General features: G+C 67.9%; 11 protein-coding genes. 10 read left to right on the forward strand and 1 reads right to left on the reverse strand.

Annotated elements, in window-relative coordinates:
- The 4 genes from dnaA to pyk all read left to right on the forward strand — a co-directional run bounded on the left by dnaA (window position 1) and on the right by pyk (window position 5,743).
- Entirely contained in the window at window positions 1-1,368 is a 1,368-nt protein-coding gene (gene dnaA / locus E5F05_RS05875) for a chromosomal replication initiator protein DnaA (protein WP_146719921.1), read from the forward strand.
- 360 nt (window positions 1,369-1,728) lie between these two features.
- The gene (dnaN, locus tag E5F05_RS05880) at window positions 1,729-2,811 is read left to right on the forward strand and encodes a DNA polymerase III subunit beta (RefSeq protein ID WP_129117702.1); all 1,083 of its coding nucleotides are present in this window, start codon (window positions 1,729-1,731) and stop codon (window positions 2,809-2,811) included.
- Window positions 2,812-2,942: 131 nt separating this feature from the next.
- Window positions 2,943-4,211 carry a phosphopyruvate hydratase gene (eno, locus tag E5F05_RS05885; protein ID WP_129117703.1) on the forward strand — a complete coding sequence of 423 codons (1,269 nt, stop codon included), beginning with the start codon at window positions 2,943-2,945 and terminating at the stop codon, window positions 4,209-4,211.
- An 83-nt stretch (window positions 4,212-4,294) separates the two neighbouring features.
- Window positions 4,295-5,743: a pyruvate kinase gene (gene pyk, locus E5F05_RS05890; protein WP_129117704.1), complete on the forward strand. Its 1,449-nt coding sequence runs from the start codon at window positions 4,295-4,297 to the stop codon at window positions 5,741-5,743.
- 256 nt (window positions 5,744-5,999) lie between these two features.
- Here the strand turns inward: pyk and tyrS are convergent, their stop codons facing one another.
- Entirely contained in the window at window positions 6,000-7,238 is a 1,239-nt protein-coding gene (gene tyrS, locus E5F05_RS05895; RefSeq protein ID WP_129117705.1) for a tyrosine--tRNA ligase, read from the reverse strand.
- 174 nt (window positions 7,239-7,412) lie between these two features.
- Here tyrS and E5F05_RS05900 point away from each other — a divergent pair, with 174 nt between their 5' ends.
- The 6 genes from E5F05_RS05900 to E5F05_RS05925 all read left to right on the forward strand — a co-directional run bounded on the left by E5F05_RS05900 (window position 7,413) and on the right by E5F05_RS05925 (window position 12,278).
- Entirely contained in the window at window positions 7,413-7,985 is a 573-nt protein-coding gene (locus E5F05_RS05900; RefSeq protein ID WP_129117706.1) for an MOSC domain-containing protein, read from the forward strand.
- A gap of 15 nt (window positions 7,986-8,000) precedes the next feature.
- Window positions 8,001-8,558: a YqhA family protein gene (locus E5F05_RS05905; RefSeq protein WP_129117707.1), complete on the forward strand. Its 558-nt coding sequence runs from the start codon at window positions 8,001-8,003 to the stop codon at window positions 8,556-8,558.
- Complete coding sequence (locus E5F05_RS05910) at window positions 8,539-9,228, forward strand: tRNA (adenine(22)-N(1))-methyltransferase TrmK (RefSeq protein ID WP_129117708.1); 690 nt, start codon at window positions 8,539-8,541, stop codon at window positions 9,226-9,228. The genes E5F05_RS05905 and E5F05_RS05910 overlap by 20 nt, the downstream gene beginning before the upstream one ends.
- 83 nt (window positions 9,229-9,311) lie before the next feature.
- Entirely contained in the window at window positions 9,312-10,004 is a 693-nt protein-coding gene (gene ddrC, locus E5F05_RS05915) for a DNA damage response protein DdrC (protein WP_129117709.1), read from the forward strand.
- Between the two features lie 101 nt (window positions 10,005-10,105).
- Entirely contained in the window at window positions 10,106-11,161 is a 1,056-nt protein-coding gene (locus E5F05_RS05920) for an LptF/LptG family permease (RefSeq protein ID WP_129117710.1), read from the forward strand.
- A 10-nt stretch (window positions 11,162-11,171) separates the two neighbouring features.
- The gene (locus E5F05_RS05925; protein WP_129117711.1) at window positions 11,172-12,278 is read left to right on the forward strand and encodes an LptF/LptG family permease; all 1,107 of its coding nucleotides are present in this window, start codon (window positions 11,172-11,174) and stop codon (window positions 12,276-12,278) included.
- The last annotated feature ends 52 nt before the right edge of the window (window positions 12,279-12,330 follow it).

The following is a 12,330-nucleotide window of genomic DNA, read 5'->3' on the forward strand; positions in this document are numbered from 1 at the left end:
GTGCTGGGGTACGTCCGCAAAAACATCTCGGAAGTCGAGTATCACACCTGGTTCGCGCCGGTGAAGAATCTGGGCGTGCAGGACGGGGCGCTGGTGATCGGCGTGCGGAACTCCTTCGCGCAGGAGTGGTTCCGCAAACACTACCTGGAGCTGCTGGAAGATGCCCTCCGCGCGCTGGGGGCCCAGAACCCGCAGGTGAGTTTTCAGGTGCTGCCCGCCGCGCAGGACGCCCTGCTGCTGCCCAGCGACCCGCCGCCCGCCCCACCGGGCAGACCCCCCGGACGGCCCCCGGCAGGCGGCCCACCCACGGGCCTGCCCACCGAGAACCGCAAGACCCTGAACCCGAAGTACACCTTCGAGAACTTCGTGGTCGGCCCCAACAACAACCTCGCGCACGCGGCGGCGCTGGCGGTGGCCGAGTCGCCCGGCAAGGCGTACAACCCCCTGTTTATCTACGGGGACGTGGGGCTGGGCAAGACGCACCTGATGCACGCGGTCGGGCACTACATCATGGAACGCTTTCCCGAAAAGCGCATCGAGTACGTCTCCACCGAGTCCTTTACCAACGAGCTGATCAACGCGATCCGTGACGACAAGACCACCCAGTTCCGCAACCGCTACCGTTCGGTGGACCTGCTGCTGGTGGACGACATCCAGTTTCTGGCGGGCAAGGAGCGCACCCAGGAGGAGTTCTTCCACACCTTCAACGCGCTGTACGAGAACCACAAGCAGATCATCCTGAGTTCGGACCGCCCGCCCAAGGACATCCAGACGCTCGAAGGCCGCCTCCGCAGCCGCTTCGAGTGGGGCCTGATCACCGACATCCAGTCCCCCGAGTTCGAGACGCGCGTGGCGATCCTGAAGATGAACGCCGAACACAACCGCATCGACATTCCCCAGGAAGTGCTGGAACTGATCGCCCGGCAGGTCACCAGCAACATCCGCGAGCTGGAGGGGGCGCTGATGCGCGTCGTGGCCTTTGCCAGCCTCAACAGCGTGCCGTTTTCGCGCGCGGTGGCGGCCAAGGCGCTCAGCAACGTGTTCGCGCCGCAGGAAGTCAAGGTCGAGATGATGGACGTGCTGCGCTCGACCGCCGCGCACTTCAACATGCCGCCGGACGTGATTCGCGGCTCGGGCCGCGTCCGCGAGGTGGTCGTGCCCCGGCAGGTGGCGATGTACCTGATCCGCGAGCTGACCGACCACTCGCTGCCGGAGATCGGGCAGTTTTTCGGCCGCGACCATTCCACGGTGATGCACGCCGTCTCCAAAGTGACGGAACAACTGGGCAAAGACCCCAACTTGACGGCCTCGGTCGATGCCCTTCGGCGCCACCTTCAGGATGTGGAAGATGAGGAAAATGATACGTAACCTCATCAACATTTCTTTTGGTGGCAGAATAAGTTCCAAATTCCGTTCCAAATCCGTGTGCAAACTTTCACTTTCTGTGGATAACCCTGTGGATAACCTGTGGAAAACCCCGTTTTTCCTGTGGATAAAATTGTGGATAACCGGGTGGTCATTTGGGCCTGTGGAAAACCCCCCGAGTTATCCACAGGTTATCCACAGGGTTTGTTACTTATCCACAACCCCCCTGGGGATAACTTTTCCCTTTCTACACGGCGTCTAGGGCACTTTTCCACAGTTTCCACAGGCCCTACTACTACTACTACTATCTTTTTTAGTTTTAAGAACAGGTAAAAGATAGGGACAAACCCAGAGAGGGGAACCATGAGAGCGCATGTCACCAAGAAAACCCTGAGTGAAGGCCTCGGCCTTCTGGAACGTGTCATCCCCAGCCGCAGCAGCAATCCCCTCTTGACCGCCCTGAAGGTGGAGCCCTCGGAAGCCGGGCTGACCCTCAGCGGGACCAACCTCGAAATCGACCTGTCGTGCTTCGTTCCGGCGGAAGTGCAGGACCCCCAGAGCTTCGTGGTGCCCGCCCACCTGTTCGCGCAGATCGTGCGGAATCTGGGAGGGGAACTGGTCGAACTCGAAATCACCGGGAACGAACTCTCGGTGCGGTCGGGCGGCAGCGATTTCAAGCTCCAGACCGGGGACCTGGAAGCGTACCCGCCGCTCTCCTTCCCCGCGCACGCCGACGTGAGCCTCGACGCCGCCGAACTGGCCCGTGCCTTCAGCAGCGTGCGCTATGCGGCCAGCAACGAGGCTTTTCAGGCAGTCTTTCGCGGCATCAAGCTGGAACACCGGCCCGACTCGGCCCGCGTGGTCGCCTCGGACGGCTACCGGGTCGCCATCCGCGACTTTCCGGCCAGCGGCGACGGCAGGAACCTGATCGTCCCGGCCCGCAGCGCCGACGAACTGATCCGCGTGCTGAGGGACGGCGAGGCCCGCTTCACCTATGGCGAGGGCCTGCTCAGCGTGACGACCGACCGCGTCCGCATGAACCTCAAGCTGCTCGACGGCGAGTTTCCGGACTACGAGCGCGTGATCCCCAAGGACATCAAGCTCCAGGTCACGCTGCCAGCCACCGCGCTGAAGGAAGCGGTGGGCCGCGTGGCCGTGCTGGCCGACAAGAACGCGAACAACCGGGTCGAGTTCCTCGTCAGCGAGGGCAAGCTGCGCCTGGCCGCCGAGGGCGATTACGGGCGCGCGCAGGACACGCTGGACGTGACGCAGGGTGGCCCCGAACCGGCGATGAGCCTGGCCTTCAACGCGCGGCACGTGCTGGATGCCCTGGGTCCCATCGAGGGCGACGCCGAGTTGCTCTTCTCCGGCTCCACCAGCCCCGCCATCTTCCGCGCGAGCGGGGGGGGCGGGTACATGGCCGTGATGGTCACGCTGCGCGTTTAAGGGGCCAATCCGGCGCCGCACGGGCCATCCTCGCGCCTGGCTTAGACCGGATGCATCGACATCTGACCTGGGCCGCTTATAGTGTCCGGGCTACACCTACTGCCGTGGGTTTGAATTCTGGGAGGCAAAGCATGAACATCGAGAAAGTCATCGCCCGTGAAGTGCTGGACTCGCGTGGGAATCCGACCGTGGAGGCCGAGGTGTTCCTCGACAGCGGCTTCTCCGGCCGCGCCATCGTGCCCAGCGGCGCCAGCACCGGCAGCCACGAGGCGCTGGAACTGCGTGACGGCGGCGAGCGGTACGGCGGCAAGGGTGTCTTGAAGGCCGTTCAGAACGTGAACGAGGTCCTGGGTCCCGCCGTGGTGGGCCTGGACGCTTCCGACCAGGGGGCAGTGGACGCCGCGATGCTCGAAGTCGACGGCACGCCCAACAAGGGCCGCCTGGGCGGGAACGCCATCCTGGCGGTCAGCCTCGCCACCGCGCGCGCGGCCGCCAACGAACTCGGCGTGCCGCTCTACCGCTACCTGGGCGGGAGCAACGCCAAGACGCTGCCGGTGCCGATGATGAACGTGATCAACGGCGGCGCCCACGCCGACAACAACGTGGACTTTCAGGAGTTCATGGTGATGCCGGTCGGTGCCCCCACCTTCCGCGAGGCGCTGCGCTACGGCGCGGAGACCTTCCACGCCCTGAAAAAAGTCCTCTCGGGGCGCGGCTACAACACCAACGTGGGCGACGAGGGCGGCTTCGCGCCGGACCTCAAGAGCAACGAGGAGGCGCTGGAAGTCCTGCTCGAAGCGATCCAGAAGGCCGGGTACGAGCCGGGCCGGGACATCGCCATCGCGCTGGACCCCGCCGTGACCGAGCTTTACAAAGGCGGCCAGTACCACCTGGAGAGCGAGGGGCGGACCCTCTCGACCGCCGAGATGGTGGACTTCTGGGCTGACTGGACCAGCCGTTATCCCATCGTGAGCATCGAGGACGGCCTCGCTGAGGACGACTGGGACGGCTGGCAGCTCCTCACGCAGCGCCTGGGCGACCGCGTGCAGCTCGTGGGCGACGACCTGTTCGTGACCAACCCCGAGCGCCTGGCGCGCGGCATCGAGACGGGCGTGGGGAACGCGATCCTGGTGAAGGTGAACCAGATCGGCACCCTGACCGAATCGATGGACGCCATCGAACTCGCCAAGCGCAGCCGCTACGGCACCGTCATCAGCCACCGCTCCGGCGAGTCGGAAGACGCCTTCATCGCGGACCTCGCCGTCGCCACCAACGCCGGACAGATCAAGACCGGCAGCGCCAGCCGCTCCGACCGCATCGCCAAGTACAACCAACTCCTGCGGATCGAGGACCAGCTCGGTGACCGGGCGGTGTACCCGGGCCGCAAGGTGCTGAGGTAGGAAGCGATCAGCCGTCAGCCATCAGCAAAACCTGAAAGCTGACGGCTGACCCCTGCAAGCTTCTTTGGAAGGGATTCCAACACATGAAACACTTTGACCGAGCAACCAAGATCGTCGCCACCATCGGCCCGGCGAGCCGCGACCCCCAGACGCTGGGGCGGATGATCGACGCGGGGCTGAACGTGGTCCGGATGAATTTCAGCCACGGGGAACCCGAGGACCACCGCCAGACGGTGCAGATGGTGCGGGAACTGGCGGCGCGCAAGGGCGTGACCATCGGCATCCTGCAAGACCTCCAGGGGCCGAAAATCCGGGTGGGCCGCTTTCAGGAAGGCTCGACCACGCTGGAGGCCGGGCAGAAGTTCACCATCACGATGGACGACGTGGAGGGGGACAACTCGCGCGTCAGCAGCACCTACAAGGGCCTCGCGCTGGACGTGCATCCCGGCATGATCCTGCTGCTCGACGACGGCAACCTGGCCCTCAAGGTCGATCAGGTGCGCGGCCAGGACATCCTGACCACCGTGGGGATCGGCGGCGTGCTGAAGAACAACAAGGGTATCAACGTGCCCCAGGCCGACCTCGCCGTGCCCGCCCTGTCCGAGAAGGACGTGCAGGACATGGAATTCGGCGCGCAACTGGGCGTGGACTGGGTGGCCCTGTCGTTCGTGCGCTCGCGGGACGACCTGCTGCTGGCCCGGCACTACCTGGCCCGCTTCGGCAGCCGCGCCAAGCTGATGGCCAAGATCGAGAAGCCGCAGGCGGTGGACCGCTTCGAGGACATCCTCCGGGAAGTGGACGGCGTCATGGTGGCGCGCGGTGATCTGGGCGTGGAGATGCGGCCCGAGCAGGTGCCGACCATCCAGAAGCGCCTGATCCGCCTGTGCCGCGAGGCCGGGAAGCCGGTGATCACCGCCACGCAGATGCTGGAGAGCATGATCAACCTGCCCCGCCCCACCCGCGCCGAGGCGTCCGACGTGGCCAACGCGATCTACGACGGCACCGACGCCGTGATGCTCAGCGCCGAGTCGGCCGCCGGGCACTACCCGGTCGAGGCGGTCGCGATGATGGACCGCATCGCGCGGGAGGCCGAGGCCAGTGAACACTACGTGTTGATGCAGCGGCAACTGGTCGTGGAAACCGAACTGGCGCAGGACGCCATCGCCTTCGCGGCCTGCTCCATCGGGGAGAAGCTGGAGGCCTCCGCCATCGTGACCTTTACCAGCACCGGTGGCGCGGCGGCCCGCGTGGCGAAGTACCGCCCGCCCCTCGCCATCCTGGCCCTGACGCCCAACGAGCAGACCCGCAACCAGATGGCCCTGCTGTGGGGCGTCGTGCCGATGCTCAGCGAGGACCCGCGCGACACCGACGACATGGTCCGCATCGCCAACGACGATCTGAAAAAGAGCGGCCTCGCGGATGTGGGCGACCGGTACGTGATCACCGCTGGCGTCCCCTTCGGTGTGCGCGGCACCACCAACATGCTGCGTGTCGAACGGCTCCGTGAGGAAGACCTGAGCGACCGGGTTTAATTCTTCACCGGACCTTTAAAAGAAACGGCCCCTCGCCTTCATGTGAGTGGCCTTCCTCGTTTTTATCCACAGGGAGCGGATTTTTCCACACCCGGAATGTGGATAACTTCGGGCGGCGACGAGATGGAATGACGTTCAGCACGTTATCCACAGAGGTCAGGGTTATCCACAGTCGCCTGTGTAAAACTTCTCCACTTGTTGAGCGGACAGCGGGCGACAGCAGCCCCGGGAAGGCCCCGCCCACGGACCGGATGGGTCAGGACCCCAGGACCAGCCTCGCGAAGCGGTCCTTGCCCTTCTGGAGGACCGCGCCGCCCTCTCCGGTGAAGTCTTCCTGACGGAGCAGGCCCTGCGGCTCGGTGTACGTCTCGCCGTTCAGCTTCAGGCCCCGGTTCTGGATCAGCTTGCGGGCCGCGCCGTTGCTGGGTTCGAGGCCCGCCAGCACCACCAGCCGCGCCATGCTGACGCCGTTCTCGCCCAGTTCCTCCCTCGGCACCGTCACGGTGGGGAGGTTTTCGGGAATGCCGCCCTTCGCCACGGCCCTGAAGCGTTCCTCGGCGGCGTCCAGGTCCGCTTCGGGGTGCAGCCAGGCGACCACCTGGCGGGCGAGTTCGCGGTGCGCGGCGACCGGGTGCCCGGCCAGCAGTTCCTGAATGCGTTCCTGCGGCAGGTCGGTCAGCAGGGTGAAGTAGTTTTCGAGCAGCGGGTCGGGCACCTTCATCAGCCTGGCGAACATCAGCTCCGGCGCGTCGGTCAGGCCGATGTAGTTGTCCAGGCTCTTGGACATCTTCTCGGTGCCGTCCAGGCCGACCAGCAGCGGCAGCGTCATCACCACCTGCGGTTCCTGGCCGTAGTCGCGTTGCAGCGCCCGCCCGACCAGATTGTTGAAGAGCTGGTCGGTGCCGCCGAGTTCCACGTCGGCGTGGAGCGCCACGCTGTCGTAGCCCTGCGTGAGCGGGTAGAGCAGCTCGTGGAGGCTGATGGGCGTCCCGGCGCCCAGCCGCTTGGTGAAGTCGTCGCGTTCCAGGATGCGGGCCACCGTGTACCGGCTGGCGAGGCGGATCACGTCCGCGTAGCCCAGCGGCTCCAGCCACTCGCCGTTGAAGCGCAGTTCCAGCACCTCTGGCTCGTCGCGCAGGATCAGCTTGCACTGCTCCAGGTAGCTCTGGGCGTTGGCGCGCGTCTCCTCCAGCGTGAGGGGCGGGCGGGTCTTGGACTTGCCACTGGGGTCCCCGATCATCGCGGTGAAGTCACCGATCAGCATGATCACCTTGTGCCCGAGGTCCTGAAACTGCCGCATCTTGCGCAGAATGACCGCGTGGCCGAGGTGCAGGTCCGGGCGGGTGGGGTCGGCGCCGAGCTTGACGCGCAGCGGCTGGCCCTCCTCCAGCTTGCGGCGCAGGTCGTCCTCGGTCACGAGGTCCACCACACCGCGCTTGAGAATCTCGATCTGTTGGTCGACGGGCAGGTTCGGGCGGATATCGGTTGCGGTCATGGACTCTCCAAAAGGCGGCGGCGCACTCGCTCTCGCCGGGTGCGCCGCTTCGGGGTTGGATTTCAGGCTGTGACTGACCCGCCCACCTCAGCGGCGGGGTCGATACGCACGTCGGGTCAGACGCCTCATGGGGGCAGTGTAGCAAGACCGGCGCCTTCCCGTACTCTGCTCCCCGTGAAGACCATTCAGGAATTGCGGGCCACCTTTCCCCGCGCGGGCCGTCTGGAGTGGATCGGGCTGCGTGAGGCCCGCCGCGCCCCCGTCCTCAGCGTGCCGGAGGCGGAGGTGCATCCATTGGTCGGATTGATCGGGGACCACGGCAAGACCGCCCCTCCCCGGCTGCGCGCCCTGACCGGCGAACCGGGTGAGGTGCCTACGCCCAGTGAGGCCACGCCCGTTCCCGGCGGACCCGGACGGCGTCAAGTCACGCTGCTCCAGGCTGAGCATCTGCCGGTGATCGCGGCGCTGGCCGGGCTGGAGGAGGTCCGGCCCGAGCACCTGCGCCGGAACCTGCTGATCGGCGGCCTTTCGCTGCTGGCGCTCAAGGACGCCCGCTTCCGGGTGGGCGAGGTGGTGCTGGAGGGGACCGGGGAATGCCACCCCTGCTCGCGGATGGAGGAGACGCTGGGCGAGGGCGGCTACAACGCGGTGCGCGGGCACGGCGGGCTGACGGCGCGGGTGATCTCGGGGGGCGTCATTCGCGTGGGCGACCCGGTCGAGTTTCTGGAGCCCGGGACGGCGGGCTGACCGTATGCTGGGCGCGTGAGCCGTTCCCGTCCGCCCGCCACTCCTGCCGCCTCCCGCACGGTGGCGCGGGCCTTCGGCTTCACGCGGCTGATCGTGGAACTGGGTGTGCTGAGTTCCTTCGCCTTCAGCCTGGCGCTGTTCATCGCGGCCATCTTTCAGGCGTATTACACCATCGGGGACGCCTTCCGCCATCTGGGGGAGGCGAACACCACCAAGCACCTGCTGGTCGCCGCCGTCGAGCAGGCCGACACGCTGCTGGTGGGGATGGCGCTCCTGATCATCAGCCTGGGCCTCCAGGCCCTCTTTATCGGGCAACTCCGCAACGTGCCCGCCTGGCTGCACGTCCGCACCTTCGACGACCTCAAGCAGAAGCTGATCGGCGTGGTGATCACGGCGCTGGCGGTCAACTTCTTCGCGGTGGCGCTGGAATGGACAGGTGGCACCGAGATTCTGACCTACGGGGCCGCCGTCGCCGCCGTGATTCTGGCGGTGGGGGCCTACAGCGTGGTGCTGCGCGGCCAGGCCCCGGCGCAGGTGGAGGAGGGGAGGCCGGATGAAGGCGCCCACCCTTGACGCCCGCCTGGAGGCCGTGCTGGAGCTGATCCGCGCCGACGTTCACGCGGATATCGGCTCCGATCACGCGAAGTTGCCCATCCGGCTGCTGCGCGAAGGCCGGGCGGAGCGTTGCGTGGTCGTGGAACTCAACCCCGGTCCGCTGGCCCTGGCCCGGCGAAACGCCGCCCGTGCCCGGCTGGCAGGCCGCCTGGAGGTGCGCGCTGGCGACGGCTTCGCGCCCCTCGTGCCGGGGGAAGTGGACAGCGCCAGCCTCACCGGCATGGGGGCGGGCACGGTGGCGGGCATCCTGCGCCGGGCCGGGGAACGGCTGCCGCCCGCGCTGGTTGTGCAGCCCAACGATTCGCCGCGGCCCCTGCGGGTCTGGGCACGTGAGCACGGCTACCACCTGACGGCGGAGCGGCTGATTCCCGGTTACTGGCCCTATCCGGTGCTGCGCCTGGAGCGCCGCGACGGTCCCGACCCGGCCTACGCGGGTCTGCCCTCCGCCGCCGCGCTCCGCTACGGCCCCCACCTGTTGCGCGAGGGCGACAACCTGCTGGACGAGCAGGTCCGGGCCGATGTCGCCCGGCTGACGCCGCTGGCGGCCCCCGGGCGCACGGCGCAGACGGAACTGGCGGCAGCCCTGGCCGCGCTCGCCGTGCTGGAAGGGCGGGGTGAGGGAGGCTGAATCAGCGGCTGGACGTAAAAGAGGGTAGGTGCCCATCTGCGGATGAGTTATGTTTCTAGCGTAAAAGGTGCTAAAATATACGCATGAAGACCGCTCCTATCACTCTGGAATTCGGCACGCAGCGCCTGCCCGCCAGCGCGGACGGCCTGCTGCACGCCGCGACCGCCCTGAATACTCTGGGGGTGCCCATGCCCGAAAACTGGGCCACCTTCGCTGACGAATACGACCTGCACAGCCCCGAACGGGACTTCGGCCTCGGGCTGGAAGCCACGCTCGATCCCGGCGAGTTTGCGCGGCTCGCCTTCACGCTCGACACGCCCGAGGCGCGGCGCTGGCGCAAGCGGGCGCAGACCCTGCTGGCCCGCGCCCTGACCGGCGACGTTCGCCTGGCCGCGCAGATCGCGGAGCGCAACGCCGACCCCGAAGCGCGGCGCTGGCTGGCCGCCCGCCTGGAAAGCACGGGTGCCCGCCGCGAACTGATGAGCACCGTCGCCCGGCACGGCGGTGAGGGGCCGGTCTACGGGCAACTGGGCAGCATCAGCAACCGCAGCGTGCTGGGCACCGACTCGGCCACCATCCGGCGCGAGCGGGGCGTCAAGCAGACCCGCGACGGCCTGCGGACCGACGAACTGCTGCGCCTCGCCTACCTCGACACCGCCACCGCCCGCGCCATCGCCGAACGGGGCGCGCAGGGCAACGCCGCGATCCTGAGGCTCCACGAGGAGGTCGCCCGGCGTGAGCGTTCGCTGTGGGACAGCCCGGCGCAGGCGGGGTGAGGGGGGCGGAGGGCCAACGGTCGGGGCTGGGGCGGAGGCTCCGGCCCTTTCGCTTTTTTCCCGCTGGTCCTCTGTCTCGTCCTCATCTGTCTCCCGCTAGAATGCCGCCCGTGCCCTTCACGCTGAACCGCTACGTGCTGCGCGAGGTGCTGCGCTGGTATGCGGCGGGCCTGGCCCTGTTTCTGATCCTGCAACTGACCGACACCCTCAGCACGACCGTCAGCTACCTGCTGCTGTACCACGCGACGCTGCCCGAGGCGCTGGCGGCGTTCGGGGCCATCGCGCCCAACGTGCTGAACCGCTCGCTGGTGCTGGCCGTGCCGTTCGCGGTGCTGCTGGCCTTCGGGCGCTTGCAGGGCGACAGCGAACTGAAGGCGATGTTCGCGGCGGGAGTGCGGCCGCTGGGCCTGGTGTGGCCGCTGGCGCTGCCGTTCCTGCTGGTGGGCGCGGTGGCCTTTGTGAATGCCGGGTATGTCGTGCCGGGCGGGCAGGAACGCTGGGACCGCGCCTGGTACACCATCTACGGCCAGACGCCGCCGCCGCCCAGCCAGGAGAACTACACCTTCGCGCCGCCGGGCGCGCTCTTCTACGCGGGGCGCGTCACCAACAACGCGGGCGGCCACGTCGCGCAGCTCGAAGGGGTGCTGGTGCAGCGCGGGCAGGAGACGGTCACGGCCAACAGTGGCACCTGGGACACCCGGGCGCACACCTGGACGCTGCCGAATGCCTGGATTACCCGCCCCGGCGAGGACCCCCGGCAACTGAAGACCCCGCTGGTCCTGTCCCAGGCCGACACCCTGGACCCGCCACAGTCCCCCGCCGAGCAGGTCAGCACGCCCGAACTGCGCACGCGGCTGGCGTCCGAACGCGGCACGCCCCAGGAGCGCCGCGACGACGCCTTTCAGCTCGCCCGGCGGTACGCCGATCCGGTCACGCCGGTGGTGTTCGCGCTGGCGGCCGGAATGCTGGGCCTGCTGCTGCGGAGCCGCGCGGCGGGCTTTGCGGCGACGGTGGTGTTTCTGGTGATGTTCTACGTGCTGTGGATCAGCGTGCCGCAGCTCGCGCGGGTGGGGGCGCTGGCGCCCACGCTGGCCGCCTGGCTGCCCAGCCTGGCCTTTTTGCTGCTGGCGACCGTGCTGGCCTGGAGGCTGCGGTGAGGTTCCCGCGATGAGGCGCTTCGAGCGTTACGTCCTGGCCGAGATTCTGCCGCCGCTGGTGGGGGCGCTGGCGGTCGTGATCGTGCTGCTGCTGCTGGCGCTGCTGGAGGGGGCCATCGCGCCGCTGCTGGCCAAGGGTGCGAACCCGCTGCTGGTCGCGCGGCTGGTGGCGCTGAACATTCCCGAAGCGGTGGCGCAGGCCCTCCCCATCGCGCTGATGTTCGCGGCGCTGCTGGGCCTCTCGCGCCTGGCCGCCGACTCGGAGATCAAGGCGGCGCTGGCGAGCGGCGTGCCCGCCTCGCGCCTGTTCCGGCCGGTGCTGCTGCTGGCGGCGGGCGTCGCCCTGGTGTCCTTCGGGCTGAGTGAGGTGCTCGTCACGCGCGCCAAGGTGCAGGCCCAGGCCGTGCAGCGTGAGATCGTGCTGGACAATCCCCGCGTGATCGGGCTGGGGGCGCGGGACGGTCAGTCGGGCGGGCTGGTGCTGCGTGACGCGCTGAACCGCGCCATCAGCGTCGGGGAAGCGCTGCCGGGCGGCGAACTGCGTGATCTGCGGATCGTGACCATGCAGGCGGGCCTGCCCCCCCGCGAGGTGATCACGGCGCGGCGGGGTCGCCTGGAACCCGGCAGCAACGTGCTGGAGCTGGAGGACGGGCAGCGGGTCACCTTTCAGAATGCCCGGCCCGTCACGGTCCTGACCTTCCAGCGGGGCACGTTGCCGGTGCAGGACGTGCAGGCCAGCTTCGACGGCGGGGACGCCAGCCTCAAGCCGATCTACCTGCCCCTCCCCGACCTGATCGCGCGGACGAACACCTACCGCCAGCAGAACGTGCGCGCACCTGCCGATTTCACCGCGCTGCACCGCAAGTTTGCTGAACCGCTGGCCGCGCTGGCCCTGGCCTTTTTCGTGGTGAGCCTCGCCGTGTTTGCCTTCCGCAGCGGGCAGAACCTGGGGCTGGTGTGGGCCCTGCTGCTGTCTTTCGCGTACTACGCCACCTGGAGCGTCTTCCGGGTGATGGGCGAGAACGGCGCCGTGCCGCCCGCCCTGGCCGCCTACGCGCCGGACCTGATCGCGGTGCTGGCCGGAGTGGTGTTGCTGGGGTGGGCAAGTAGACGATGAACGTCCGCTGTTGAACGTCTCAAGTTCTGGTCAGAGGAGCGGGCCTATGCTC

Source organism: Deinococcus metallilatus (assembly GCF_004758605.1).
Classification (GTDB): Bacteria; Deinococcota; Deinococci; order Deinococcales; family Deinococcaceae; genus Deinococcus; species Deinococcus metallilatus.

Excerpts from the sequence above, each read along its gene's own strand:
- E5F05_RS05910 (WP_129117708.1), top strand. The coding sequence starts at position 8,539 with ATGAAGGCGCCCACCCTTGACGCCCGCCTGGAGGCCGTGCTGGAGCTG.
- eno (WP_129117703.1), top strand. The coding sequence starts at position 2,943 with ATGAACATCGAGAAAGTCATCGCCCGTGAAGTGCTGGACTCGCGTGGG.
- ddrC (WP_129117709.1), top strand. The coding sequence starts at position 9,312 with ATGAAGACCGCTCCTATCACTCTGGAATTCGGCACGCAGCGCCTGCCC.
- E5F05_RS05925 (WP_129117711.1), top strand. The coding sequence starts at position 11,172 with ATGAGGCGCTTCGAGCGTTACGTCCTGGCCGAGATTCTGCCGCCGCTG.
- E5F05_RS05920 (WP_129117710.1), top strand. The coding sequence starts at position 10,106 with ATGCCGCCCGTGCCCTTCACGCTGAACCGCTACGTGCTGCGCGAGGTG.
- pyk (WP_129117704.1), top strand. The coding sequence starts at position 4,295 with ATGAAACACTTTGACCGAGCAACCAAGATCGTCGCCACCATCGGCCCG.
- dnaN (WP_129117702.1), top strand. The coding sequence starts at position 1,729 with ATGAGAGCGCATGTCACCAAGAAAACCCTGAGTGAAGGCCTCGGCCTT.
- tyrS (WP_129117705.1), bottom strand. The coding sequence starts at position 7,238 with ATGACCGCAACCGATATCCGCCCGAACCTGCCCGTCGACCAACAGATC.